Raw genomic sequence first — 24,988 nt, forward strand, 5'->3', positions numbered from 1 at the left:
CTGGCCGACGCCCTTCCCGCCTGACCGCCCCCACCCCACCTCCGCGGAGACTTCTGATGGCAGCACGGACCGACATACGCGCGCACCGGCTGGTGTACGGCTGCATGGGCCTGGGCGGCGGCTGGGACAGCCGGCCGTACACGTCCGAGGACATCCGGCACGCCGAAACCGCGATCGAGGCGGCCCTGGCCGCCGGGATCACGGCGTTCGACCACGCCGACATCTACCGGTACGGCAAGTCGGAGGCCGTCTTCGGCGAGGTCCTCGCCCGGACGCCCGGGCTGCGCCGGCGCATCGTCATCCAGGGAAAGTGCGGCATCCGGCTGCCCGACGGCGAGCGGCCCGGACACTACGACCTGCGGGGGGCGAGCATCCGGCGGCGGGTCGAGGAGAGTCTCGTCCGGCTGCGCACGGACGCCCTGGACGTCCTCCTGCTGCACCGGCCGGACCCTCTCGCCGACCCCGAGGACATCGCCGAGGCCCTGACGTCCCTGCACGCCCAGGGGCTGGTCCGGCAGTTCGGCGTCTCCAACATGAGCGGCCCGCAGATCGCGCTCCTCCAGGCCCACCTGGACGTTCCGCTGGTCGTCGACCAGCTGGAGATGAGCCTGGCCCGCCGGGACTGGGTGGAGGCGGGCGTCCTGTTCAACACGCCGGCCGGCGCCGGGCACGGCTTCGCGGCCGGCACGCTGGAACACTGCGCGGCCCAGGGCATCCGGCTCCAGGCCTGGGGACCGCTCGCCCGGGGCAGCCTCATCGCCGACCCGGACTCGGCGGTGTGCCGACTCGTCACCAATCTCGCCCGGCGCAAGGGGACCACACCGCAGACCGTCCTGCTGTGGTGGCCGCAACGCCACCCGGGCGGGCATCGCCCCGGTCATCGGCACGGCCCGACCCGAACGCATCGCGGCCTGCCGGGACGCGGCCCTGCGCGAGCCGGACCTCACCCACGAGGAGTGGTACGAGCTGTGGGTCGCCGCGCGCGGCGCGCCCCTCCCCTGAGACGGGGGATGGAACCTGGAACGGGCGCGCCCCCGCGTCAGATACGGCCGGCCTCGCGCGCCGGCGCGGGCCCGTTCACACCGCCGCGGTCACGGCGAAGCCGTCCGCTGCGCCGGCCGGCCGTACTCCCAGACGCCGTCGTTTCGCGGAGCAGATCGACGGCTGCTCCTGATGAGGTGTCATCGGCGGGGCGGCACGGTGGAATTCGGAGTATGAAAACCGGATACGGGCGGGAGTCGGACTTGCGCGTCGAGGCGGCCCGCACTGGCCGAGGCAGAAGAAAATCGCGACTGTGTGCCGGGGCTCCACGACATGATGAGCAGGGTGAATTGCGGGGACCCTCCCCGCCCTCCTCCTTGTGATCGGCGTGGCGAGTTCTGTGTCGGGTCCGTGAGGAAACCGCAGACCGGTTGTGAATATCCGGTCCCTTATCCGTGTCCTTCACCACAGCATTGCCGTAAAGCAACCAATCGAGGTGTGGCGATATGGCCGGCCGATGTACCGATATGTGGCCCCGCACCCGCCCCCAAGCAGCTTGAGCAGCTTCGACACGGACTCGAGTGGCCTGCTCGCGGAGGGCTTTATGATCGTCGGCGAACTACTGGCTTTGCGTCCGTCCTCCTGTCGTCGACGTTTCTCGGCGACCGCGAATGCAAGAACTCCGAGCGAGTCGCGTGACCGAGACGCAGAGGAAGAAGGGTGAACTCCATGGCTCTCGGGCTGCTCCGTCGTCGGCGTTCCCGTGGTGCCTCCGGTGCCGTGTCGAGCATCTCGGTCCCCCTGCCGCCCGGTGCCGGTGCGTTCGGCTTCGAGGTGCTCGATCCCATGGGACAGCCCATGGGCGGAGCCGAGGTCACCGTGACCGCGCTGGACAGCCACCGGGTCGCCACGCGTGGCACCACCGACCCCCACGGCTACTTCATAGCGACGCTGCCACCCGGCTCCTACAGCGTGATGATCGCGGCCGAGGGCCTCTCCCCCGCCCGCGAGAACCTCGACATCGCGGCCGGGGTGGCTCTGCCGACCGCGCGCATCACGCTCCAGCCCGCCCGCCAGATGGAACTCCCGACAGCCGGTACCTGGCTGTTCGACCCCCCGCACACCGCGATCCGGTTCATCGCCAAACACGTGGGCATGGCCCATGTCCACGGACGGTTCACCCGTTTCCAGGGCAGCATCCGCGTCGCCCCGAACATGGCCGACTCCCAGGTGGCGGTGCGCATCGACGCCTCCAGCGTCACCACGGGCAACAACACACGCGACAACCACCTGCGTTCCGCCGACTTCCTGGACGTCGAACGCTACCCGTACATCGACTTCACCAGCACCCGGTTCGCCCACCGCGGCGGCTCCAAGTGGACCCTGCACGGCACCCTCACCATGCACGGCACCAGCCGTTCCGTCGGCCTCGACACCACCTACCTCGGATCGATCAACGGAGGCTACGAGCAGGAACTGCGCTGCGCGGCCCTCGCGAAGGCCGAACTCCACCGGGAGGACTTCACCCTCAACTGGCGCTCCATGCTCGCCCGCGGTATCGCGGTCGTCGGACCGACCGTCCAACTGGAGCTGGACGTACAGGCGATGTACCGCACCCACGACACGCCCACGCCACCGCAGTAACCCCTCACCGGGGGTCGCCCGACGCGGGTGCGGAACGGCAGGCGCGTTCCGTTCGTACGCGGGTGCCGTCGAGCCCGTCCGGCAGCGCACCTCCGCCTCGCGTGGCGGCTCCACCGTCGACCCCGTTCACCTCAGGCCGGGTCACCGATCGGGGCAGCGCCCCGGCGGCATCTCGACAGCACAGAGCAATCAGATGGGAAAGGGCTCACGATCATGGGTATCTTCGGCCGACGCCAGACCGCCGTCAGCGAGCCGGCCCCGGCTGCCGGCACCGGGGCCTCCGTCGCGGAGGCCACGTCCCGGGATGTCGCGCTCGACCCTGCGCTTCGAGCCCTGACCGGGCGATGGACCATCGACCGCCCGCACAGCCGCATCGGGTTCTCCGTACGGCACGCCATGGTCACGACGGTCCGTGGCGCCTTCGCCGATTACGACAGCGCGTTGTACTTCGACGGAGCCCGGCCCTCCGAGTCCCGGGCCGAACTCGTCATCCGGGTGGCCAGCGTCGACACGGGCGTGGAGCAGAGGGACGCGCACATCGTCGGCGCCGACTTCTTCGACGCACGCCGGTACCCGGAGATGACCTTCCGCAGCACCTCCACCGTCCACGAGGGCGGAGAGACCTTCCGCATGACCGGGGACCTCACCATCCGCGACGTCACCCGGCCCGTCGACCTGCAACTCGACTACCTCGGCTCCGTCCTGGACCCGTTCGGCTTCGAGCGAGCCGGCTTCGACGGCACCACCACCATCGACCGCACCGAGTGGGGTCTGGTCTACAACCAGCGCCTCAAGGCAGGCGGCACCATGGTGAGCGAGAAGGTCCGGCTGCAGTTCGACATCTCCGCGATCCGGTCGACGTCGTAGGGCGCGTCGAGGCGCCCAGAGCCGCGGGAAAATCGTTGGGCCGCTCGGCTTGCTCCCGGCATGATCTGCTCGTGGACACCTATCTGGAGACCGAGCGTCTCACCCTGCGCCGCTTCACTGCCGATGACGCGGACCTGCTGATCGAGCTGGACAGCGACCCGGCGGTGATGCGCTATCTGAGCGGCGGCAGTCCCACCCCGCCGGAAACCGTCCGCGAGCTCCATCTGCCGAACATCCTCGCCGGCTACGACAAGTGGGGCGGCGACCTCGGACTGTTCGCCGCGCACGAGAAGGACGGGGGCGCGTTCATAGGCTGGTTCGTCCTGCGTCCCGAGCCGCAGGCCCCGCTGGACGAGGTCGAACTCGGCTACCGGCTGCGGCGGGCGGCTTGGGGCAGGGGCTATGCCACCGAGGGCTCACGGGCCTTGCTGGCCAAGGCGTTCACGGAACTGGGCGTGCGCATGGTCTGGGCCGAGACGATGTCCGTGAACCGCGGTTCGCGCAACGTCATGCAGAAGCTCGACATGTCCCTCGCGGGCACCATCCCCACTCCCTCCGACATGGAGATGGTCGAGGGCTCCGAGCACGGCGGCGTACGGTACGAGATCACCAGGGAGCAGTGGGAGGCGCAGCGGAGCTGACACGGCGTCCCGGTCCCGGCGGCAGCCCCTCGCCCGCACCGGGTGTCACCCGGTGTGACCGTGGCCGAGTTGGGCGAGGGCCAGGTCGAGCATGTCGGCGAAGAAATCCGCGGCGGCGGAGTCGATGCACAGCGGCGGCTTGATCTTCAGGATGTTGAGATGGTCGCCGGTGGGCTGGACGATGACGCCGAGTTCCAGCATGCGGTCGCAGAGTTCGGCGGTCTCCTCGGTGGCGGGCTCCAGGGTGGTGCGGTCCCGGACGAGTTCGAGGCCCAGGTAGAGGCCGGAGCCGTGGACGGCGCCGACGATGCCGTAGCGCTCGGCCAGCGCCTCCAGTCGTCGTTTCAGATGACTGCCCACCCGGACCGCGTTGCCCTGGAGGTCCTCGTCGCGCAGGGTGTCCAGGACCGTGAGGCCGACGATGCTGGAGACCGGGCTGCCGCCGGTGGAGGAGAAGAAATAGCCCTGCTCGCGGTAGCGGTCGGCGACCTCCTTGGAGGTGATGACGGCTCCGAGGGGGTGGCCGTTGCCCATGGCCTTGGCGACGCAGACGATGTCGGGCACGACACCCTGCTGCTCGAAGCCCCAGAACCAGTGCCCCAGGCGGCCGTAGCCGACCTGCACCTCGTCGGCGACGGCAAGGCCGCCGTGGCGGCGCACCGCCGCGTACACCTCGGCGAGGTATCCGTCGGGGAGGGCGACGCCGCCGGCGTTGCCGTAGAAGGTCTCGCCGATGAACGCCCCTGCCGGGCGGCCGGAAGCGGCCAGTTCGTCGATCACCGCGACGGCCTCGGGTGCGTAGCGCACGGCGTCCGTCCCGCGGTGCCGGCCCCGGTAGGAGTTGGGCGAGTCCACGGTGTGCACCCAACTCGGGCGGGTGGCCAGGGCGTTGGGGTTGTCCTGGAGCGACGTGGAGACGGCGTCGGAGGCGTACGTCCAGCCGTGGTACGCCTCGCGCAGTGCGACGACGTCGTGCAGGCCGGAGGCGCCGATGGCCAGCCGGAGGCCCAGGTCCACCGCCTCGGAGCCGGAGTTGACGAGGAACACCGTGTCCAGGGGATCGGGAAGCAGTCGGGCGAGGCGTTCGGTGAACTCCACCACGGAGGAGTAGTGGAAACGCGAGTTGGTGTTGAGCCGTCGCAACTGCCGGGAGACCGCCTGCTCGACGCGGGGGTGGGCGTGGCCCAGCGGGGTGACGTTGTTGACGATGTCGAGGTACGCGCGGCCCTCGGTGGACAGCAGATGGTGGCGCCAACCCCGCTCGATGCGGGGCGGGTCGGCGTAGTAGTGCCCCTGTACCGTGGCGAACGCGGCGGCGCGCCGGTCGAGCAGGTCCCCGTCGCGCGCACGGCCGGAGTCGGCCGGGAGGCCGAGGAGGGGCGCGGGGTCGGCGGTGAGGGCGAGCCAGCCGGCGGCGTACTCGGGCCGGACCAGGCGCGGGACGACGGGGCCGTCGGCCTCGCGCAGCGCGACGTGGACCATGGCGCCGGAGCCGAGGCGGGCGATGTCCTCGCCCGCCCCCACCGTCGCACCGGCGCCCACCAGGGGACGGCCCTGCCGGGCGAAGGACAGCGACAACACCCGTGTGCCGTAGGTGAGTTCCAACCGGTCCGGTGCCGCGGCGAGGACCCTGCCCGCGGCGGGCGCCTGGAGCACGGCGTCCCGGCCGAGCCAGAGATCGATCCCGGTGGGCACCGTGGCGGTCGACGCCACCGACAGCACCTGCGCCCGGGTGAGCCGCGCACGGGCGTACCGCGTGGCGACCGCGGCCGCGCCGTCCGCGAGCGCGGAGGCCGCCAGCCGGTCCTCGGGGCCGGCGTCCGTCCACGCTCCGTGGTCCATGCAATCGGCGTCGGTGGACAGGTCGAGGAGGAAGATGTCGGCGGCGGCGAGGCCGCGCAGGAGAGGGCGCACCGGGGTGTCGGCCTGCGTGGTCGCGGCGGGCGCGGCGGCCGTGCCGGTCGCGTCCCTGACGAGGCCGGTCATCACCGGCAGGGGCAGCCGGGTGGCCTGTTCGAATATGCGCCACTCGCGGTCGAGCGCGGCCTCGGCGTAGGCGTTGTCCTCGTCGACGGCGGCCTGCTGCCGCCCGCTGACCACCAGGACGGCGGCGCGCAGGATCACCAGCGGCCACAACGCCTCCGCCTCCTGAGGGGAGAGTGGCCGAACGGTGTGGAAGGCGCGGACGGCCGGCAGCACGTGGTGAGGCTCGATGCCGTCATGGTGCAGCAGCGAGGACAGTGTCACGGCGAGTTCGCCGACCGCCCAGCTCTCGGTCACGTCACCGAAGTCGATGACCCCGTCCGGCATGGGCGGGTGGGTGCCGGGACGGCGGATCAGATTGTCGTCGGTGAGGTCCAGGTGCACGGCCTGCGACGGCAGTGCGGCGGCGACCTCCTGGACGCGCCCCCAGGCCTCGGCGGTCGCGTCCTGGACGGCGGCACGCCGGTCGGGCTCGTCGATGTGCCCGGCGAGCTTGGCGACGACGCGGTCCGCGTGCTGCGGGTCCCACTGGAGCACGCGGTCGAGGCCCGGGTGCCGGAAGCCGCGCAGGGCGGTGCTGACCTCTGCGGCGATCGTGCCCATGGCCGCCACCGTGGTCGCTGACAGGTGCCGAGGTCCGGAGAGCGTGCCGCCGGGCAGGTAGCGCAGCAAGCGCGCGACGGCCGGACCGTTCCCGGTGTCCACGGTCGTACGGCGCGGGGAGCCGTCGGGGCGGCGCAGTACGGTGGCGACGCGCAGTTCCGGGCAGGCGGAGGCGACCAGGTCGGCCGCCGCGTCCTGGGCGTCGATCTCCGTGGCGCCGAAGGCGGGGTTGGCGATCTTCAGAACCGCCGTGGGCGTCCCGTCGTCGTGGAGCAGGAAGTTGGCGTCCTGCTGGCTGCCCAGCGCTTGTGCGCGCGCCGTGCTGCCGAGGTGTTCGGATGCGATGCGCTCCGCCTCGGCCGGTGTCACGCGGGGCACCGGAAGGGCGTCCTCGGTGAAGAAGTCCATCGTGCGGTACTCGTCGTGCAGCATGCGGGGTTCCTCGGCTGGTGCGGGCAGACAGGGCGGGGATGCTCGGACGTCTCAGTCGACGTGCCACAGGAAACGGTGCGTGTGGATCCCGAAGTAGGGGAAGTTCTCTACCGTCGTGACCCCCTCGACGGGCCGCACGACGTCGTTGATGAAGTCCAGCAGCTCCCGGGGCTGACCGCACACCACCTCCACGAACAGATCGAAGCCGCCGGCCGTCAGGACCGTGTACACGACTTCGTCGTGCCGGGACAGCTCGTCGGCGACCGCCCGGGGATCGCCGTCGACGCGCAGGCCGAGGAGCGCCATCGCCTGCTGGCCCATGGTCATCGGATCGGTCACTCCGACGACCTGGACCGCCTTGGCGTCGATCAGCCGCTGGAGCCGGAGCCTCGCGGCCGAGGGTGACAACCCGACCTTCGGCCCCAGGTCGGCGTACGGGATCCGGCCGTCGACCTGTAGCTCCCGCAGGATGGCCCGGTCGATCTCGTCCATGAAGCACCTCTCCCGCCTACGCGAACCGCAGGCATCGCACTTGTTTCAAGCACCATGCCGGATCAGCGCGCGCGATTCAAGCGTCAAGTCGATCGAATCGAGCGAGGGAGCGGGTACACGAGTCCTCGTGATCGCTCGGCGCCCGGCAGTCCCGGCCATGACGACATCCCGGGCCGACACCCGGACCGCGGTGTGAGGAGGAGCCGTGAGACGGGCAGGAGGCCCATGACGAGAAGGCGAGGCAACCGGGTCTGAACGGCTACCTGGCCGGCCGGCCGTACGAGCGGCGGTGCGCGGCCGCCGCACGTGTCGGTCCGCCCTACACTCAGGGTCCGAACCCCGGCAGCCAGGACACCTGGTCTCGGTAGAACAGCCAGCAATAGAGCAACCAGGCGCCGCACCAGACGGTGCAGGCGACGGCCCGCCGGCGAGCACCGGTCGCGGGCGGCGCGGAGGAGACCAGCCGGATGCCGGCCGCCAGACCACCGAGCGTCAAGGCCCACCAGAGTATGCCCAGGGCAGGGAGGTACTCCCACTGCCCGGCACGCGTTTCGATCACGTAGGCGCAGTAGCCGAGGGGAGCGGCGAGGTAGCCGACGTACAGCAGGCGGCGCTGCCGGCGTCGCAGTCCCGGCCGCGGTGGGAGGCCGGGTGGCCGGGGCGGCGCTGCCGGGAGGGGCGGAAAGGGCGGAGGTTTCGGCATCGTCACCGGCGGTCGGCCGTGTTCGGCCTCCCACGCTCGGCGCAGCCAGGCGGCACCCTCGCCGTACGCCTGCTCCCGTTGTCGTGGGTCGGTGACACAACGGTCCACCAGTGTTCGGACGAGCTCGTCGCCCTCGCTCGGTCCGGGCAGCAGCCGACCGCTGAGGTACTGCTCCCACACCACGTCACCGACACGGCAGGCGTCCTGCAACTCCCGACGCGGTCGTCCGTCCACCAGTCTCCGCAGCCACTGTGCGAACGCCGCCGTCTCCGGCGTCGGTAACCCCGCCACCTCGCCCCCCGGAAAGCACGTCGAGCCGTGAGAGCCGCAACGCCGCGCCCGCGTCTCAGTCGTCACCATCGCACGAACGAACCGCGCTCGCGAGGCCCCGCACAGAACTTCCCGAGGATGTTCGCCGTCGGGGGCTCATGCCGGCGGCGGGCGGCCGTGTGGACGACGGATGGCCCCCCAACCCCCGTTCGGCCCTTGGCTGATGGCTTCGGACCGGGCAGGACAAACCGTTGGCCAGGAGGGACGTTCCCGTGGCAGGGTCCCGCCGTGACTGAGATGGACAGCATCGTGATCACCCCGCTTGTCGAGCGTCCCTCGTTGATCTCCCGGATCTACGAGATCACCGAGACGTGGCCGGCCTTCATCCCCCACGATCCGGTTGCCGAAGCCCTGCTGAGCCGGGTGGCCGAGGACTTCCCCCACTACTGCGTGGTGGCGACGGACGGCGACCGCGTCGTCGCCCGTGGGCTGAGCGTGCCGTTCGACAAAGACCTCGACGGCCGTGAGGACATGCCGGACAAGGGCTGGGACCAGGTACTCGTCTGGGCGTTCCGCGACCAGCGCCATGGGCACTCGCCGACGACGGTCAGCGCTCTGGAGATCACGGTGGACACCGCATATCTCGACCGTGGCCTGTCCTACCGCATGCTGGCCGCGCTGCGGGACGCCGTCGGCCGGCAGGGCCACAACGTGCTGTTGGCCCCGGTGCGCCCCACGGCCAAGCACCGCGAACCGCGCGTCACCATGGCCGACTACGTCCGGCGGCGGCGCGACGACGGGCTTCCGACCGACCCCTGGCTCCGAGTGCACGTCAGGGCCGGTGGCAGCATCCAGAAGATCGCCCCGGCATCGATGACGATCAGCGGCTCGCTGTCCCAGTGGCGCCAGTGGACCGGCCTGCCCTTCGTCAGCGACGGCGAAATCGACGTACCAGGCGCCCTCGTCCCGGTGCACTGCGACACCGCACACGACCGAGCCGTGTACGTCGAGCCCAATGTATGGGTCCGGCACAAAGTGGAGACGCCCGTCACCTGACCACACCGGTCGGCCACCGCCGCGAACAAGAGGACCCATCGGTATCGTATTGCTACTAGTTTTGCATGCATACCAACGAGGAGTCCCTGTGACGGACAAGGCACGGCCGGTCGTCTTCCAGCACGGGCAAGCGTTCCTGGCGGCGATCTCCGAGCGCTGGAACTACCAGATCCTGCGCGAGGTCTTCTTCGGAGTCCACCGGTTCGGCGAACTCAAGCGCGAGCTGGGCATTTCGGCGACGATGCTCACGGCGCGGCTGAACCACCTCACCGAGCTGGGCCTGCTGGAGAAGCACGCCTATCGGGCGGACAAGCCCTGGTACGAGTACCGACTGACCGAGGGCGCGCGGGAGTTGGTCGTGCCGGCCGTCGTGGCGGTCACCCGCTGGGCCGAGACCCGCGCCGACGGCGAGGCGGCGCCGGCACGGGCCCTGCTGCACACCTCCTGCGGATACGAGACGGAGCCCTATCTCTCCTGCAGCCACTGTCACCAACCCATCGAAGCCGCCGATTTGCACCCACTCCCGGCAGAGGAGGCAGCGAGCACAGAGAGAGCGACCACGGAAGCCGATCTCAAGTAGTCAGCATTTGCTACTACTTGCAGTACGCTACGAGTAACGGCTCTACTCGAACCTCGGGGTGAGGAGTGACCATGTCACGAACGGACTGGCTCAACGACGTCACCGAGAAGCTGATACCGACATCCCTCGGCCTGCTGAACGTGCGGGTGGGCGGTCGGATCGACGGCCCGGCCATGGTTTTCTGGCCGAGCCTGATGATGGACGGCACCATGTGGCGGTTCCAGTACGAGCACTTCGCGCCCACGCACCGCGTGGTGCTCGTCGACAGTCCCGGACACGGCAGGTCCGACGCGCTGCGGCGGATCATCGACCTCAAGGAATGCGCCGACGCGCTGGTCGAGGTCCTGGACGCGCTCGGCATCGACACGTGCGTCCTGGTGGGCAACAGTTGGGGCGGCATGCTGGCAGGGGTCTTCCCGGCGTACCACCCCGGACGCACCGCCGCTGCCGTCGGCATCAACTGCACCGCGTCGCTGCCCACGACGTTCGAGAGCGTCTGGGCGACCGGACTGGCCGCCTACCTCGCGGTGCACGCCCGCATGCCGCAACTGGCCGCCAGGGCCGCGCGCTCGGCGTTCGCCGGCCCGACCGCCGAGGCCGAGAACCCCGAGTTCCTGGAGTACATCGACGTCGTGCTGGACAACGACCCCAAGTCCGTCGCGTGGGCGCTCCGCAGTGTCCTCATCGGGCGCAGGGACGAGCACCGGCTGCTGGCGACCATTCCGGTCGGCATCCCTGTCCTGATCGTCGCCGGGGAGGAAGACAGCCAGTTCCCCGTGCACGCGGTGCGGAGGATGGCCGACGCCATCGAAGGCAGCACCTTCCGCGTGCTGCCGCACACCGCCCACCTGGCCGCGCGGGAGAACCCCGAAGAGGTCAACGCGACCATCGACGCCTTCCTCGGAGCCCGTCTTGCCGCCTGACCCGACGACGAGGGCGGCAGCGGAACACAGGAACACAGGAACACAGGAACACAGCGAGGAGAACAACGATGACGCAGCATGCCGCTCCCGCTCCCGTGCCGACATGGGTCCGACAGCTCATGCGCGAGATCGACACCCTCGATTTCGGCGAGGGTTTCGCCCGGACGACCGACGACACCGAGATGTTCTTCGGCACCGCCCACGTGGTGGGTGCCGAGGCCATAAAAGCGTTCTTCGTGAAGATCGACGAGCCCCTGCACATCGAGCACACCGTCCTGGAGTGCTGGGAGGCCCCCGACGGGGTCCTGTTCCTGCGCGGGGAGGCCACCATGGCGAAGAAGACCGCCCCGGACACCACCGTACGGGCCCCGTTCATGCACCTGTACCGCCTCGACGACAGCGGGACGATCCGCACGATCCACATCACCGCCGGCCCACTGCGCACCGACGCCGTGATGTGACACCCACGGGCCGGCGAACCGGCGGCCGGGCCGCACCGGGCGTGACGGCCCTGGGTCGAGTACGCCCAACGCCTGTCGCGCGAGTGTAACGTCCGTCAGACCTGCCTGGGATGCTCCGAGCATGGAGATGACAGTGCAGCTGACGATCGACTGTTCCGATCCGCGGAGAATGGTGACTTTCTGGGCCGAGGCCCTGGGCTACGTGCCTGAGCCTCCGCCGGCCGGCTACGCCACGTGGCGTGCTTACTGGGCGGCGACGGGGGTGCCCGAGGCAGAGTTGCCGACCGGTGCCGGGGACGTCCCGGAGTCGATCATCGATCCCGCGGGACGTGGACCGAGGGTGTGGTTCCAGCAGGTTCCGGAGCCGAAGGTCGCCAAGAACCGGTGGCACTTCGACCTGAAGGTCGGCGGGAGCCGTGACATCCCACTGGACGTCCGCGCACGGCGGGTCGAGGCCACGGTGGAACGGCTGGTGAAAGCCGGTGCCACCGTGCTGCGGATCAACGACGACCCGGACACGGGGCTGTACGCCGCCACCATGCAGGACCCCGAGGGCAACGAATTCGACGTCGTCTGAGGACCGTTGCGACGGTGCTGGTCACGGCCACTCGTTCACGGCCGCGACCAGCACCGCCGCCACGCATCGCTGTCGGCGGACACGTCGCCGGTCGCGCCACTCATCGTTCGCCGGATCTCCCCCGTCGGATCGCCGGACGATCCGGCCGGCGGTGCGGGCGGATCTCCCGGGCGGCTGCGCAGTAGGCGCTGACCAGGATCAGGACACAGCCGGCCAGTTGCAGCGCGGTGGGCCGTTCGCCCAGTACGACCGCGCCCAGCGCGACCGCTCCCACCGGCGTCAGGAGCAACAGCACGGCCCCGACGTGGCTGCTCAGCATCGGTGAGGTCGAGGCGACCAGCAGCCACCCCACCACCTGGCTGGAGACCGCCACCGCCAGCAGCCAGCCCATGACCTTCCAGCCGGGTGTGAGATCCAGCCCGTAGGAGAACCGGCCGGCCACCAGCGACACCACCGCGGCGCAGGCGATCACCAGGACGTACCGCTGCCGGACGAACCCGCCGTGGCCACCGCGTCGCAGCAGGAACAGGAACACCGAATAGCACACGGCCGCCAGCACCGCGTGGAGCGTGCCCGCCCGCGGGTCGCTGCCGGACGCGCCGCCCTCTACCACCCCTCCGGTCAGCACGACACCCAAGAGGATCACCGGCACCCAGAGCAGAAAGGAACGCGGCACCGGCTCCCGGTCGATCGCCCGGGCCAGCAAGGGAACCAGCACCACCTGCACGTTGACCAGCACGGTGGACAGGCCCGCGCCGACCTCGGCGATCGCCTGGGTCCACAGCAGCATGTCCCAGGCGAACGCGGCGCCCGCGAGCAGCGCGAGGCCGTACTGTCCGCGGGACGGCGGCCCCTGCCGGCGACGCTCCGGCAGCGCCAGCACCACCAGCGCGGGCAGCGCCAGGACACAGCGGTAGAACGAGGCCGTCCCCGGGTCGGTCCGGGCGAGTCCCAGCAGCACCGCGGACGCGGACACGCACAGGGCACCGACCGCCATCCCCCAGGCAGGGTGACGCGGCAGCCCGGATCGCCGCCGAGCCGTCCGGGGCCGCACAGGGCTCCTACGCCGGTCGGCGCGGGCCGCCGCAGTGGCGCCACGTCTGGCCGGTCGGGGCATCGCAGACCTCCTCACCGCTCCCCAGCCCCGGCCTTGGCGGCACCTGAGGCGTGGTGTCACTCCGACAGCAACGCGCGAACGGCCTGTTCCAGTTCGGCGGGGGTCACCGCACCGACCGCCCGCACGATTCCCCGCGCGTCGACCAGGACGTTGGTGGGGACTCCGGTGATGCCGAGCGCGGCGGCGTAGTCGCCGGTCTCGTCCAACAGGATCGGTCCCGCGACGTTCCACACGTCGGCGAAGGCGAGCGCCTCGGCGCGCGCGTGGCGCGACTCCCACACGTTGATATGGATGAAGTCCAGCCCGGACCGGGCGGTACGCAGGCGCAGTTCCTCGATGACCGGCGCCTCCGCGTTGCAGGGGCCTCACCAGCTGGCGAAGAAGTTGATCAGGTATCTCTTCTCCGCCCATTCCCTCGTCGTACGCACCTCGCCGGTGCGGGCGTCCGGCAGAGCGAACTCGGGGAGCCTCCTGCCGACCGCGGCGTGGGTGGGCGGCCGCTCGGCACCGGGCAGCCACGGCCGGTCCACCACGGTGAGCGTGCCGCTTCCGGCGTTCGAGACCAGCAGCCGCCCGGAGGAGGCGTCGATCTGGCAGTCGCCTGGGCCGTTGCCGACGGTGATGCGGTGCGTCTCCGTCCCGCCGACGGCATCGATGACGCTGACGGTCCCCGCGCCCCGGTTGCAGACGTACAACCGGCTTCCGTCCGGTGCCACGCACATGCCGACGGGGGCCCGCTCCACCCTCACCTCGTCCAGGGGGCGTCCCGTCGCGAGGGACAGCCTCAGCACCGTGCCATGCAGGGAACCGGCCACGTAGAGCTGGTCGACCACGGGGTTGACGACGACCTTGCACGGCCCCTCGCCGACGGCGATCCGCTCCAGGGGGCGCAGGGTCTGCGTGTCGAACACGGTCACTGAGGCGGACATGAAGTTGGCGCAGTACCCGCGCCCCCGACGGCCGTCCACGGCGATGCTTCCCGCCCCCAGCTCGGCGGGAATCGTACCGATCACCTCCAGGCGGTCGGCGTCGATGGCCGTGATCGTGCCGGCCGCGGTGTTGCCGCAGAAGATCCGCCGGCGTTCCGGGTCGTGTCCCAGCCCCGCCGGGTAGGCGTCCTTCCCGACGGGGATACGTGCGACACGTACGGCGGTGTCGGCGTCGAGGACGGTGACGGTGTCGGAGCGGGCGTCGGCCGTGAACAGCCGCCGGCTCGGCAGATCCAGCACGACGGGGATCGGTTCTCGTCCCACGTCGGCCCGCCACACCGGAACGCAGCGGTCGAGGTCCACGGCGACGACCGCGTTGTCGCGGGAACAGGCCACATAGGCGCGGCGCGCCGCGGTGTCCACCGCCACGGCTTCCGGACCGGCGCCGAGCCGTGGCTCCGCCACCACCGTGTGCGCCCGCGCGACCCGGCAGGCCGGACCGCTCGGCCGGGGAGGCAGGTTGCCAGTCATGGCCAGTGTGTTGACGGAAGACCGCGAGACGAAACGCCCGGGCCCTCTCATTGGGGCCATCAGATGGATGCCCTTTCACGGGGCGCACGCCGATCCGCGACCGCGGGGCACGCTTGCGGCAGCCGTCCGACGCGGCGGGCACGCGTCCAGCGTCTACGGTCCGCGCGCGGTGGGCTGCCCGACGCGGCGACCGTGCCACCGGCGGGCCTGCGCCGACGGCGTCGTGGGGCGGTGCAGGTGGTGGCCGTCGTCGGTTCACCCGGGAAGGCCAGTGGTTCCACTCGATCGGACGGCGAGCGAGACGGAGTGGCGATCCTCGCACGGGCACGCCAGCGCTGTCCGGCCGCGGTCACCGAGTGCGTGACGGAACGGGGCGGATCACGGCATGACCCGGCACGGCCGCCTCCGTCGAGTCCCGTCGTGCACGCCCGTTCACCGGGTTCGTCCCGGTTCGCGCAAGCAGTTGTCACAGATCATCAACTCGCCTGTCACAGCGGCATCTTGATGCGACCGGCAACGCAACGGCCCGCCTCCAAGCAGGCATCTGCAGAGACGAACGACAGCGGCTCGCCAGTTCGAGTGGGCCGGACAAGACCACTTCGCAGGAGTGCACATGCGTGTCAAGAAGATCTCCGCCCTCGCCGTGATCGTCGCCGCGGCGGGCCTGTCGTTGACCGCGTGCGGCGGCAGCGACGGTTCGAGCACGGCGGCACAGGGCAGCACGTCGGCTTCCGCGAGCAGCTCCACGGGTGGCCAGGGCGCGGCCGGCGCGTCCTCCCCCGGCACCTCCGGCGGCACCAGCGGCGGCACCGGGACCGGCACCGGCGGCAGCACCGGCACGGGAGCCGGCACCAGCGGCGGCACCGGGAAGAAGGCCGCCGCCCGCACCGGGACCGCCACGTCGGGCGCCCCGTGCAAGACCGCGCACCTCGGCTTCAGCGCCGCCTCCGCGGGAGTCGAGAACGAGATCGTCGTCAACCTGAAGAACACCGGCTCCGCCACCTGCAGCATGCACGGCTTCCCCGGCGTCCAGCTCCTCGGTGCCGACGGCCTGGGCGACAAAGGCCCCGACGCCGCCCGCACCGACACCACCGGCCCCGCCGTCACCATCGCCCCGGGCGAGGAGACCCGCTTCCTCCTCCACTACATCCCCGACACCAGCGGCTCCGGCAAGACCTACACCAAGCTCGCCGTCACCCCGCCCAACGAGACCGTCTTCGACGTCATGGACCTCGACGGCCTGAACATCACCGTCCCCGCGACCGCCGGCAACGCCCCCGACGTCTACGTCGACCCCGTCGGCTACCACACCGGCACCGGCAAGTGACCGCACCGACGGTTCGGGCCGCCGGCGCCCTCGCCCCGGTCTTCGTCACGTCAGCCCCGTGTCAGGGATCCGTGTCACTCTCTTTCACGTGAACGGCCCCGGGAACCACCGGGGTCGGGAGCGAGGAGAGGTGCCCGGAGTGGCTGATCGGGGACCGGCGAGCACGCCTCGAGGTCGGATCCGCAAGGGTCCACGCAGGTTCAAATCCTGCCCTCTCCGCCTCATCCGGCACGCCGCTCGCCGCGTAACTCCCGGCGAGCGGCGTGCCGATGGCGTCGCGCTTCAGTTCGTGCAGGCGTCGAGCGCCGAAGACGGGCGCGGGAGCGCCGCCGCCTCGGCGACACGGCCGGCCAGGTCGTCCCACGGACGCGGAGCGACGACCGGCACGCCGGCCGCCCGTGCCTGCGCGGCGAGCCACCGGCCGTACAGCACGCTGACCCGTGCGCGATGGCGCTGCGGTCCGGCCTCCGGTTCCCGTCGCAGGTAGTTGGCCGTCACCTGCGCCTCGTCGTCCTCGTGCAGGAAGACGGCGCGGACCCGGTCTCCCGGCGTCGCCGGTGCGGGCAGGATGTAGTCGCCTTCCAGGATCACCGGGGTGTCGGTGTCCACGTGGTTGGCGACCACCGCGTCGATCGCCGGTGCCAGTGCCCGGGCGATCGCGATCTGCCGCTCGACCACCGACTCGGGCGCCTGGCGGGCGGCTTCGGGGTGAGTACGCCAGAAGTGGACCTCCGGCAGATGCTCGGGCAGGGTCACCGCGAGAAGGGCCTCCACGATGTCGTCGGCCTCCACGACGGGAACGCCGTACCGCCGCGCCAGTGCCCGGCCGACACCGGTCTTCCCCATCCCCGACGCGCCCCCGACGACGAGCACCCGCCAGTCGGGAAGATCCCGTTCCCCGAGAAGGTCCCGCTCCTCGTCCGCGCTGTCCATGCGGGCATGGTACTGAACAGCGGTTCGACCGCGTCTCCTCATCGGAACCCCGACCCGGGCCTGCGCCGTGCGTGCGGGCGGCGAGCAGTGCGTCGGCCACGGCAGGCATGTCTTCGTCCCGGACGTCGGCGAGGCCGGTGACCTCCCAGGCGGGTGCCTGGCGTGCGACGTGGCGGTTCTCATCTCCCGGGTGTTCGGGCCGCGACGGGATTGCCCGGTCGCTTGACCGCCTGCCCGATGATGACGGTCTCGACGGCGTCGACACCGAGGCTGCCCAGGTCGCGGGTGATGAACTGGTAGAGGTGCGCCAGGTCGCGCACCCAGACGGCGGCGTGCAGGTTGGCGACGCCTGTGGTGGCGAAGGCCCCGTGCACCGCCGGGTGTCTGCCCAGCGCCCGTCCGGCCGCATCCAGCCGGTCAGGCGCCACCCGCATCATCACGTTGGCGTCGATGGTCAGTCCCAGTCGCCCGGGATCGACCACGACGTGCGTGCGCAGCCGTCTCGTGGCGGCGAGGCGGGCGATGCGACGCCGCACGGTGGACTCGGGGTGCCCGGTGTGCGCGGCCACGGCGGCGGCCGGTGTTCTCGCGTCGGATTCCAGCACGGCCATGATGTCCCGGTCGATGTCGTCCGATGTTCCGTGACCGGCTGTCGTGACCGGCGTCAGGACGGTGCGTTCGGCCTCGGTGAGCACGCCGTGACGCCAGTCCGAGGCTTCGGCGAACGCGTGCAGGATGGTGTCGGCGGTGACCGAGGTGACGGCCCGGGTCGCCGGCAGTTCGCGGAAGACCAGGTGGTCCCGGGTGCCGGGCCGGGTCCAGGAGACGGCGAGGATCTCGTCGCCCGAGGCCGACAGGTCGACGAACGGGATGTCCGGTCGGGCCACCAGCGCGGCGGTGAGGGCGTCGAGCCTGCCGCCGAGGGCACGGATCCGCAGCAACAACGCGCCTACGGCGTCGGGACGTTCGGGCAGCGCGACGACCCGGCAGACGCCCTCGGCCGTCAGCGCCTGCCACCGCCGGTGCACCGTGCGCGGGCTCATGCCCAGCACCGCGCCGGCCCGGTGCGCGGACAGCCGCCCGTCACACTGCAGCGCCGCGACAAGCCGTTGGTCCCGCTCATCGAGGACCCGATCCGCCACTTCACCGGTCACGAGTGGCAGTATCGCTCACGTTCGCGGCACGGAGGGCGGGTGGCCGAGGGCCCGGGGCGAGGATCGAAGCGTTCCCGTTCGTTCCGCCCGTGGAGTTCGCCATGACGACGTACGACAAGCTGCTGACCGGTATGGAGGCCGCCGCGCGCGAGGCCGGCGAATTGCTCGGGGGGCTGCCGCGCCCCGTGACGGCGGCCACCTTCGACGGCTACGCCCGGGCCTGGCGGGAACTGGAGGCGCCGGTCGTGGCGGTGCTGCGCGACCGGCTGGCGGCCCTCCGCCCGCGCGTGGGCTGGACGGAGGAACTGGACAGCCTGGCCGCGCTGCCCGCCGACGGCGAGGTGTGGTGCGTCGACGTGGTCGACGGGGCGGTGCAGTTCATACAGGGGCTGCCGCAGTTCTGCGTCAGCCTGACGCTCGTCCGGGACGGGAGGCCGGTGGCGGCCGTACTGCACGCACCGCTGTTCGGCGAGACCTACCTGGCCGCCCACGGCCTCGGCGCCACGCGTGACGGCCGCCCCGTTAGCCCTTCGGTCAAGACCGACGCGGCCGCCGCGATCGTCGCCACCAGCCAGCCCCCGCTCATCGCCCGGCAGCCCGAAGCGGCACACGAGGCGGGCCGCTCCCTCACCGCCGTACTCCCCCACGTGGGCGCCGTGCGCAACCTGGGGCCCACCTCCTGGCAGATCGCCGACACCGCGGCCGGCCGCCTCGACGCGTTCTGGCAGTACGGCCGCGACGACACCAATCTGCTGGCGGGCGTCCTGATCGCCCGGGAGGCGGGCGCCGTCGTCACCGACCTGGACGGCGAGCCCTGGTCCCCCGGCGCGGACGGCATCCTCGTCGCGTCCGCGCACCTGCACGGCCGGCTGCTGGACATCCTCACCGAGGACGGCGCGCCACGGCGGTGACCCGGCCGTCCGTACCCTCTGCGGACCGGCGCCGTGGACGCCTTGCGCGGTCAAGACGGGCGCGGATCAGCCGATGTGCCAGGAGAAGCCGCCGCCGTTGCCGGCGGCGACGGCGAGCATCAGGATCATAAGGACGATGTCGAGCACTCCGAGGCCGATGGCCCACTTCGCCATCAGGGAACCGGTCTGACGCAGCGCCACGGCGCCGAAGACGATGGCCAGCGGCCCCAGGACGATCGGCAGGAGGAAGATGCCGACGATGCCGCAGACCAGTCCCGCGATCGCCAGTCCGCTCGTCCGGCTCGTCTTGTGCGTGCCTGTTCGGCTGTAGGACGCCATTGGTGTCTCCCAAACCGTCGTGTGGCTTTGTCTTTACCCTTCGGTTTCCTACTGGTTGCCCGTCACCGCCGGGTCATGCCTGCGAGGGGGCACGCACAAGTCCCCCTGCGGGTACGGCCGTCGGTGTCCTGTGGTGGTCAGGGCCGGTCGGTGGCCGGGCTGTCGGGCAGGACGGTGAAGATCTGGTCGAGGCCGACGATGCGCAGGATGCGCGTCGTGTGGTCCGGTACGGCGGCCAGGGCGATGTGCGCCTGGGCGGCGAGGGCGTGGTTGCGGGCGACGATCAGGGCGGTGATGCCGCTGGAGTCGCGGAACTCCATGCCGGCCAGGTCCAGGACGAGACGGCGGGCCGGCCGCAGGGTGATCGTGGCGATCCGCTCACGCGGCTCGTCGGCGTTGGTGTGGTCGAGTTCGCCCCAACACCTCGGCCAGACCCGCCAACTTGACGGGACCGCGCTCCCGCAACGCCGCCGGCGTCCGCAACTGCGGCGACGACAGCGAGTCGAGACGGCGTCCTCACAACCGCTCCCCCGCGCCTCGCCCGCTCCCGCCGTCCCACGCCCCTTCGCTTTAGCGGTGCCCGCCCGATCCACCCGGCCGCTGTCCATGCTCACACGTGCCACTGACAACGGGGTTCGCGGCGAGCGACCGCGCGGTTCACTTGGCGGAGCCGGGGCCGGGCGGGATGTGGACGGTCATGATCAAGTGGCAGGTCTCCGCGCCGGAGCCGCGGTAGGTGTGGGGGGCGTCGCCGTCGAAGGTGGCCGTCTGCCCGGCCCGGAGGGCATGCTCGATGCCGTCGACGACGAGCACCATCTCGCCGGCGGTGACGCTGACGGTCTCCACGACGCCGCTCTGGTGCGGGTGGCTGGGGTACTCCTCGCCCGGTTCCAGTTTCCAGCGCCAGACCTCGACCGGGGACGGTCCCGAGGTGGTCAGCATCAGCCGGGCCTCGCCGCCCTTCTCCCCGGCCCACAGGGGCATGACGGCATCGGCGGACACCACCCGCACACGGCCCTCGGCCGGCCCTTCCATCAGCGCGGACACCGAGATGCCCAGGGTGTCGGCGAGCCGGACCAGGGTCGCGAAGTTCGGGTTGCCCTGGGCCTTCTCCAGGCCCACCAGGGCGCCCTTGCTGACCTTGGCGCGGCGGCCGAGTTCGTCCAGGGACAGCCCCGCCCGGGTGCGGGCGGCCCTGACGTTGTGTGCGAGCGTCCGCAGCGCCGCTTCGGTCTCGGCCATCGCTGTCAGCCCCTCCAAGCAGGTGGTCATACCATTGCACCGGGCAGTCGTTCGGTTGACTACCTGCGGTCGGTGCGTTGTACGGTGTAGTCGTTCCATTGATAGTAAGGGATGACCGAGTGATCGCTCTGCTGCTGGCCCTGGGCAGTTCCCTGGCCTACGGATGCGCCGACTTCCTGGGCGGCCTGGGCGCCCGCAAGGCCCACGTGCTGCGCACCGTGATGATCGCCGCCCCGGCCTCGCTCACCGTCGAGCTGCTGCTGTGGCCCTTCCTCGGCGCGTCCTTCGACCCCGCCACGCTCGCCTGGGGCGCGGCGTCCGGTGTCGCGTCTGCGGCCGCGTTCGCCCTCCTCTACCGCACGCTCGCGATCGGCCCGATGAACGTCCTGTCGCCCGTCACCGCGGTGATCTCGGCCATGCTGCCCGTCGGTGTGGGCCTGTTGCAGGGCGAGCACCTGGGCCCGGCCAGGCTGATCGGCCTGCCGCTGGCGCTGGCGGCGGTCGTGCTGGTCAGCGCCGGACACGGAGCCGACGGCGCACGGCCTTTGCGCACCGCGCTGCTGCTGGCCATCGGCGCCGGAGCCGCCATCGCCCTGCAACTGGTCTTCCTGCACCAGGCACCCTCCGGCAGCGGCGTCGCACCGCTGATCACCGGCCGCGCCGTCTCCTCCGCCGTCACCCTGGCCGCGGCCGGCCTGATGTTCCGCAGGCTGGGGTCCGAGAAGCCCGCGTACGCGGCATCGGCGACGGCCGGCGTGCTGGACTCGCTCGCCAACCTGCTGTTCCTGCTCGCCGCCCGTAGCGGCGACCTCGCCGTCGTCGCCGTGATCACCGCGCTGTACCCGGCCGGCACCGTCCTGCTCGCCCGCAGCGTTCTCTCCGAGCACATCCACCGCGGCCGGCTCGTCGGCCTGGGCACCGCCGCCGTCGCCGTCAGCCTGCTGGCCCTCACCTGAGAGTCGCGGCACGCCCGCCGCGGCGGCGCCCCGGTGCGGCACCGGCCTCGACGCATCCGCATCGCCCGCTGCGAAGAAGACACGTCCCCAACCCACCCCTCTGGCCCTTTTCGAACGGACCCCTCCCGATGACCACCTTCCGCATCAGCCCCGCCGTCGCCGACTCCTTCCCCGACACCCTGATCGCCGTCGTCACCGCCACCGGGCTGCGCGGCCACGAGCCCTGGCCCGCCACCAGCGCCGTCCTAGACCAGCTGGAGCGGCAACTCGCCGACGGCGCCTGGCAGCCCGCCGACGAGAGCGACCCCCGCATCGAGGCGTGGCACACCGCCTACCGCTCCTTCGGCACCAATCCCCGCCGTGTCCGGCCCAGCGTCGACGCCCTCGGGCGCCGCCTCGCCAAGAAGGGCACGCTGCCCCGGATCAACCCGGCCGTCGACTCCTACAACGCCGTCTCCGTCCGCCACGGACTGCCCGCCGGCGCCTTCGACCTCGACCGCGTCGCCGGTGACGTCCACATCCGCCACGCCGACGGCACCGAGACCTTCACCCCGCTCGGCGAACCCGGTACCACCGAGCACCCGAGCGCCGGCGAGATCGTCTACACCGACGCCACCGACGTACTGACCCGCCACTGGAACCACCGCGACGCCCACCGCACCCGCGTCACCGAAGACTCCACCCGCGTCGCCTTCGTCCTCGAAACCCTCCGCGCCTCCCGCGACGGACATCTCGTCAACGCCGCCGCCGGTCAGCTCCAGGACCTCCTCGCCCCGCACAGCGATCAGACCCAGGTGCACTACCTCGGCCCCGAGGCGCCCGAGACCACCGTCTGATCCCCCGCCCGCAGGCCGCGAAGACTGCGGCGTCACCGGGGCGGCCGACGCCGCCCTACGCCCCGCCTGCCTGGTTCTTCGCGGCGCCAAAGACCGTCTCGGCCTCGCGGATGCGCCACTCCTCCAGTGTGTTCTGCTGGCGCCGGGCCCGCTCCAGCAGCGTGTCGAGCCGGGCCGGATCAAGACGCTGGTCGACGGCGGAGAGCCGGCGCAGGGTCTGCCACCCGGCCGCCTTGCCCTCCACGCCGAGGCGCAGCGCCTCCAGCTCCAGCACCGTGCTGAGCGGCGAGCGCCTGATCAGGCGGCCGTTGCCCTTCAGCCGTCCCAGTCTCTCGCCCGCCCAGCCCGCGCAGACCTTGTAGCGGCGGACGGGGACGCCCAGGTCCCGCATGATGCCCAGCAGCGCCGCCCGGTCCTCGGCGATCTCCATGGCCACGGGACCGACGGCCCGGCCGAGCGCGGAACCGCGGCTGGTCCGTGCCAGGTGACCGGCCCGCAGCGCGCCCGCGGTGGCACCGGCCAGATGGTCGTTGAGATAGATACCGAGCAGTTTGGAGTCCGCGGCACGGGAGCCCGAGCGGCGTGCGGCCGTGGCCGAGGGGGATGGAGCGGTCATGGGAGCCTCCTGCGCGTACCGAGTCCGGCGAGCGGTAGTGGGTCCGGCCAGGCTCGGGTACCCGTCCCGGCACGATGAAGCACGCGCTCCGCAAGCGCCTCCTCGGGGACGGAAGAGCAGCGCCTGACCGGCGGTGACGGAGAAGTCACGGGCCCGTGCGGCACAGCCACGATCCGTTCCCGGCGCGGCACGGGCGCCGCCCCGAGTGGGCGGCGCCCGTGCTGCGGACGTCGGATGTCAGGCGGTGCCGGTCAGGCCCACGGCGAGCCCACCAGCCAGCTGGTGTCGTCGTTCCAGGAGGTGGTGCTGTCCCAGGCGTTGGAGCCGCCGTTGCTCGCGAGGTAGACGGTGTAGTTGTAGTGGCGCAGGTACTTGTCGGTGTAGTTGACGGACTGGAACGAGTATCCCTGCCCGTTGTGCCCGGTCTGCGGGCAGAAGGTGGCGTCCTGCGCGAACTGCGAGGTGCCGTCGTTGGCGTTGAGCTGGAGTTTGAAGTTGGAGTGGCGCAGGTACTGGCCCGAGGCGTTGGCGGACTCGAAGGAGACGCAGGCGGAGTTGGACAGGCCGGCCCGCACCACCCAGGTCGCGTCTCCCCTGTCGGTGGCGGAGCTGGAGGAGGTGATCGGGGCGATCACCACGTTGCTGTCCGCCGCGTCGTGCTGGACGTAGTCGCTGGTGCAGCACGAGGTGGTGGCCCGCAGCGAGATCTTCGAGCCGGGGGTCAGCGAACCCGGACCGGTGGACGAGCCGTTGCCGTAGCCGACCGATGTGATGTTGGCCTGTACGGCGTTCTCCGTGGCGTCGGAGGGGTAGCCCGAGGTCATCACGCCCTCGTAGAACGTTCCCGCCGCGCCCTTGCTGTTGTCGCCGCCGATGCCCAGGATGATCGCCCCCTCCTTGTGCATCGGGTTGTAGCCCGAGACGTTGGGGCGTGCGCCGCTGTAGTAGGTCGACAGGCCTCCGGACACCGCGTTGCCGCCCCGGATGGCCCACTGGTTCGGCCCGCCCTTGACGATGGCGGTCTGGTACCTGTTGCTGACGCTGGGATCGTTGGCGTTGTAACCGGCGTTGACGCCGGAGAACAGGCCGTTCTCCAGGTCGGCCATCACCCACGGCCCGTTGCCCGAGCCGTAGCCCCAGACCTTGATGTTGCCGAAGTAGATGGCCTCCATGTGGCCGTTGCCGGTGTCGTTGTTGCTGGTCTCGGCGTTGCCGTAGTCGAAGCAGCAGCCGCCGTTGTAGTGGGTGCCGTCCAGGACGGCGTACATCCCCTCGGCCTGGTCACCGGTGGCGATCCCGGAGGTGTGGTCGTTGCGGTAGCCGGTGCCGGGGGCCACGAAGACGCCGTACGCCTCGTGGCCGGCGACCGTGGTCGGGGCCGCGGTGGCGTTGGCGAGGTTGTCCGGACCGCCGGCCGCGCCGCCGCCGGGGGCCTGGGTGAGGTTGTTCCCCTTGCCGGACTGGTCGTAGATGACGGTGATGACGCAGGTGGTGCCGGAGCAGAAGGAGTCCTGCGCGGCGGCGTTGGCGTATCCGCCGGCGCTCAGCACTCCGATGTCCTTGGTGGCGTTGTCGGAAGCGCGCCGGACCTGGTACAGCGCCCCGTTGTACGAGGAGTACAGCGCGCGGGTGGTGCTGTGGGCGGCCACGCAGGGGGTGCCGCCGGAGGCGTAGAGGTCGCAGGGCAGCGATCCGGCGGCTTGGGAGGTCTGGGCGCCGCCGACGAGTACGCCGGCGACGAGCGCTCCGGCGGCGGCAGCGGACAGCGCCCACTTTCTGAGCCTGCGCAGCAGGCGCGGTGCGGGTGCGGACACGGGTGTCCTCCTTCAGAGGGGGGATGTGGGGGGCCCGGGCCGGTGCTCGGGCATGGGGTGCCGTCCCGGC

25 protein-coding genes and 2 pseudogenes are annotated in these 24,988 nt (G+C 71.4%); 14 read left to right on the forward strand and 13 right to left on the reverse strand.

Going from position 1 to position 24,988, the window contains the following annotated elements; translation table 11 throughout:
- The first annotated feature begins 56 nt into the window (after nucleotides 1-56).
- From BLW85_RS02080 to BLW85_RS02095, 4 genes are all read left to right on the forward strand, one after another.
- Nucleotides 57-1,364, forward strand: coding sequence for an aldo/keto reductase (locus BLW85_RS02080; RefSeq protein WP_244174792.1), 1,308 nt, complete (start codon nucleotides 57-59; stop codon nucleotides 1,362-1,364).
- Between the two features lie 346 nt (nucleotides 1,365-1,710).
- Nucleotides 1,711-2,625, forward strand: a complete 915-nt coding sequence (locus tag BLW85_RS02085) for a YceI family protein (protein WP_070029439.1) — start codon at nucleotides 1,711-1,713, stop codon at nucleotides 2,623-2,625.
- Nucleotides 2,626-2,838: 213 nt separating this feature from the next.
- Entirely contained in the window at nucleotides 2,839-3,492 is a 654-nt protein-coding gene (locus BLW85_RS02090) for a YceI family protein (RefSeq protein WP_074990225.1), read from the forward strand.
- A 71-nt stretch (nucleotides 3,493-3,563) separates the two neighbouring features.
- Nucleotides 3,564-4,133: a GNAT family N-acetyltransferase gene (locus BLW85_RS02095; RefSeq protein ID WP_070029239.1), complete on the forward strand. Its 570-nt coding sequence runs from the start codon at nucleotides 3,564-3,566 to the stop codon at nucleotides 4,131-4,133.
- 45 nt (nucleotides 4,134-4,178) lie between these two features.
- Here the strand turns inward: BLW85_RS02095 and BLW85_RS02100 are convergent, their stop codons facing one another.
- The 3 genes from BLW85_RS02100 to BLW85_RS02110 form a co-directional block, all read right to left on the reverse strand.
- Nucleotides 4,179-7,151 carry an aminotransferase gene (locus tag BLW85_RS02100; RefSeq protein ID WP_074990226.1) on the reverse strand — a complete coding sequence of 991 codons (2,973 nt, stop codon included), beginning with the start codon at nucleotides 7,149-7,151 and terminating at the stop codon, nucleotides 4,179-4,181.
- A 51-nt stretch (nucleotides 7,152-7,202) separates the two neighbouring features.
- Nucleotides 7,203-7,643, reverse strand: a complete 441-nt coding sequence (locus BLW85_RS02105) for an Lrp/AsnC family transcriptional regulator (RefSeq protein ID WP_070029241.1) — start codon at nucleotides 7,641-7,643, stop codon at nucleotides 7,203-7,205.
- A 325-nt stretch (nucleotides 7,644-7,968) separates the two neighbouring features.
- Nucleotides 7,969-8,580, reverse strand: coding sequence for a hypothetical protein (locus BLW85_RS02110; protein ID WP_143060402.1), 612 nt, complete (start codon nucleotides 8,578-8,580; stop codon nucleotides 7,969-7,971).
- Nucleotides 8,581-8,913: 333 nt separating this feature from the next.
- On the opposite strand from BLW85_RS02110, the gene BLW85_RS02115 reads away from it, so the two are divergent.
- The 5 genes from BLW85_RS02115 to BLW85_RS02135 all read left to right on the forward strand — a co-directional run bounded on the left by BLW85_RS02115 (nucleotide 8,914) and on the right by BLW85_RS02135 (nucleotide 12,213).
- Entirely contained in the window at nucleotides 8,914-9,672 is a 759-nt protein-coding gene (locus tag BLW85_RS02115) for an N-acetyltransferase (RefSeq protein WP_074990228.1), read from the forward strand.
- 88 nt (nucleotides 9,673-9,760) lie between these two features.
- The gene (locus BLW85_RS02120) at nucleotides 9,761-10,252 is read left to right on the forward strand and encodes a winged helix-turn-helix transcriptional regulator (protein WP_070029244.1); all 492 of its coding nucleotides are present in this window, start codon (nucleotides 9,761-9,763) and stop codon (nucleotides 10,250-10,252) included.
- A gap of 71 nt (nucleotides 10,253-10,323) precedes the next feature.
- On the forward strand, nucleotides 10,324-11,175 hold the full coding sequence (locus BLW85_RS02125) for an alpha/beta fold hydrolase (protein ID WP_070029245.1): 852 nt from the start codon (nucleotides 10,324-10,326) through the stop codon (nucleotides 11,173-11,175).
- A gap of 68 nt (nucleotides 11,176-11,243) precedes the next feature.
- The gene (locus tag BLW85_RS02130; protein WP_070029246.1) at nucleotides 11,244-11,636 is read left to right on the forward strand and encodes a nuclear transport factor 2 family protein; all 393 of its coding nucleotides are present in this window, start codon (nucleotides 11,244-11,246) and stop codon (nucleotides 11,634-11,636) included.
- A gap of 121 nt (nucleotides 11,637-11,757) precedes the next feature.
- Nucleotides 11,758-12,213 (forward strand): VOC family protein, encoded by a 456-nt coding sequence (locus BLW85_RS02135; RefSeq protein ID WP_070029247.1) that lies wholly within the window; start codon nucleotides 11,758-11,760, stop codon nucleotides 12,211-12,213.
- A gap of 100 nt (nucleotides 12,214-12,313) precedes the next feature.
- On the opposite strand, the gene BLW85_RS02140 is transcribed toward BLW85_RS02135, so the two are convergent.
- The 3 genes and pseudogenes from BLW85_RS02140 to BLW85_RS02150 form a co-directional block, all read right to left on the reverse strand.
- Entirely contained in the window at nucleotides 12,314-13,210 is an 897-nt protein-coding gene (locus BLW85_RS02140) for a DMT family transporter (protein ID WP_074990229.1), read from the reverse strand.
- Between the two features lie 176 nt (nucleotides 13,211-13,386).
- Nucleotides 13,387-13,683: pseudogene (locus BLW85_RS02145) on the reverse strand (TlpA family protein disulfide reductase); the annotation flags it as partial.
- Nucleotides 13,684-13,695: 12 nt separating this feature from the next.
- Nucleotides 13,696-14,790: a YVTN family beta-propeller repeat protein gene (locus BLW85_RS02150; protein WP_167381367.1), complete on the reverse strand. Its 1,095-nt coding sequence runs from the start codon at nucleotides 14,788-14,790 to the stop codon at nucleotides 13,696-13,698.
- 613 nt (nucleotides 14,791-15,403) lie between these two features.
- On the opposite strand from BLW85_RS02150, the gene BLW85_RS02155 reads away from it, so the two are divergent.
- Both BLW85_RS02155 and BLW85_RS39170 read left to right on the forward strand, forming a co-directional pair.
- Nucleotides 15,404-16,117, forward strand: coding sequence for a DUF4232 domain-containing protein (locus BLW85_RS02155; RefSeq protein WP_074990232.1), 714 nt, complete (start codon nucleotides 15,404-15,406; stop codon nucleotides 16,115-16,117).
- 124 nt (nucleotides 16,118-16,241) lie between these two features.
- Nucleotides 16,242-16,336: pseudogene (locus BLW85_RS39170) on the forward strand.
- A 63-nt stretch (nucleotides 16,337-16,399) separates the two neighbouring features.
- Here BLW85_RS39170 and BLW85_RS02160 read toward each other — a convergent pair.
- Together BLW85_RS02160 and BLW85_RS02165 are read right to left on the reverse strand one after the other, a co-directional pair.
- Entirely contained in the window at nucleotides 16,400-17,050 is a 651-nt protein-coding gene (locus tag BLW85_RS02160; protein ID WP_425275324.1) for a hypothetical protein, read from the reverse strand.
- A gap of 179 nt (nucleotides 17,051-17,229) precedes the next feature.
- Nucleotides 17,230-18,204: an Lrp/AsnC family transcriptional regulator gene (locus BLW85_RS02165; protein WP_107409056.1), complete on the reverse strand. Its 975-nt coding sequence runs from the start codon at nucleotides 18,202-18,204 to the stop codon at nucleotides 17,230-17,232.
- A gap of 101 nt (nucleotides 18,205-18,305) precedes the next feature.
- Here BLW85_RS02165 and BLW85_RS02170 point away from each other — a divergent pair, with 101 nt between their 5' ends.
- Nucleotides 18,306-19,115: an inositol monophosphatase family protein gene (locus BLW85_RS02170; protein WP_074995930.1), complete on the forward strand. Its 810-nt coding sequence runs from the start codon at nucleotides 18,306-18,308 to the stop codon at nucleotides 19,113-19,115.
- A gap of 66 nt (nucleotides 19,116-19,181) precedes the next feature.
- Here BLW85_RS02170 and BLW85_RS02175 read toward each other — a convergent pair whose 3' ends face one another.
- The 3 genes from BLW85_RS02175 to BLW85_RS02185 all read right to left on the reverse strand — a co-directional run bounded on the left by BLW85_RS02175 (nucleotide 19,182) and on the right by BLW85_RS02185 (nucleotide 20,696).
- Nucleotides 19,182-19,454 carry a DUF4190 domain-containing protein gene (locus BLW85_RS02175; RefSeq protein WP_074990234.1) on the reverse strand — a complete coding sequence of 91 codons (273 nt, stop codon included), beginning with the start codon at nucleotides 19,452-19,454 and terminating at the stop codon, nucleotides 19,182-19,184.
- Nucleotides 19,455-19,591: 137 nt separating this feature from the next.
- On the reverse strand, nucleotides 19,592-20,062 hold the full coding sequence (locus tag BLW85_RS40720) for an STAS domain-containing protein (protein ID WP_079172226.1): 471 nt from the start codon (nucleotides 20,060-20,062) through the stop codon (nucleotides 19,592-19,594).
- A gap of 49 nt (nucleotides 20,063-20,111) precedes the next feature.
- Nucleotides 20,112-20,696 carry a helix-turn-helix domain-containing protein gene (locus tag BLW85_RS02185; RefSeq protein WP_074990235.1) on the reverse strand — a complete coding sequence of 195 codons (585 nt, stop codon included), beginning with the start codon at nucleotides 20,694-20,696 and terminating at the stop codon, nucleotides 20,112-20,114.
- 119 nt (nucleotides 20,697-20,815) lie between these two features.
- On the opposite strand from BLW85_RS02185, the gene BLW85_RS02190 reads away from it, so the two are divergent.
- Together BLW85_RS02190 and BLW85_RS02195 are read left to right on the forward strand one after the other, a co-directional pair.
- The gene (locus BLW85_RS02190; protein WP_074990236.1) at nucleotides 20,816-21,652 is read left to right on the forward strand and encodes an EamA family transporter; all 837 of its coding nucleotides are present in this window, start codon (nucleotides 20,816-20,818) and stop codon (nucleotides 21,650-21,652) included.
- Nucleotides 21,653-21,780: 128 nt separating this feature from the next.
- Nucleotides 21,781-22,488, forward strand: a complete 708-nt coding sequence (locus BLW85_RS02195) for a B3/B4 domain-containing protein (RefSeq protein WP_074990237.1) — start codon at nucleotides 21,781-21,783, stop codon at nucleotides 22,486-22,488.
- A 55-nt stretch (nucleotides 22,489-22,543) separates the two neighbouring features.
- On the opposite strand, the gene BLW85_RS02200 is transcribed toward BLW85_RS02195, so the two are convergent.
- Nucleotides 22,544-23,104, reverse strand: coding sequence for a hypothetical protein (locus tag BLW85_RS02200; protein WP_070029258.1), 561 nt, complete (start codon nucleotides 23,102-23,104; stop codon nucleotides 22,544-22,546).
- Nucleotides 23,105-23,355: 251 nt separating this feature from the next.
- On the reverse strand, nucleotides 23,356-24,918 hold the full coding sequence (locus BLW85_RS02205) for an alpha-L-arabinofuranosidase B (RefSeq protein WP_244174793.1): 1,563 nt from the start codon (nucleotides 24,916-24,918) through the stop codon (nucleotides 23,356-23,358).
- Nucleotides 24,919-24,988: the final 70 nt, after the last annotated feature.

The sequence above is a fragment of the Streptomyces misionensis genome (genome assembly GCF_900104815.1).
Classification (GTDB): Bacteria; Actinomycetota; Actinomycetes; order Streptomycetales; family Streptomycetaceae; genus Streptomyces; species Streptomyces misionensis.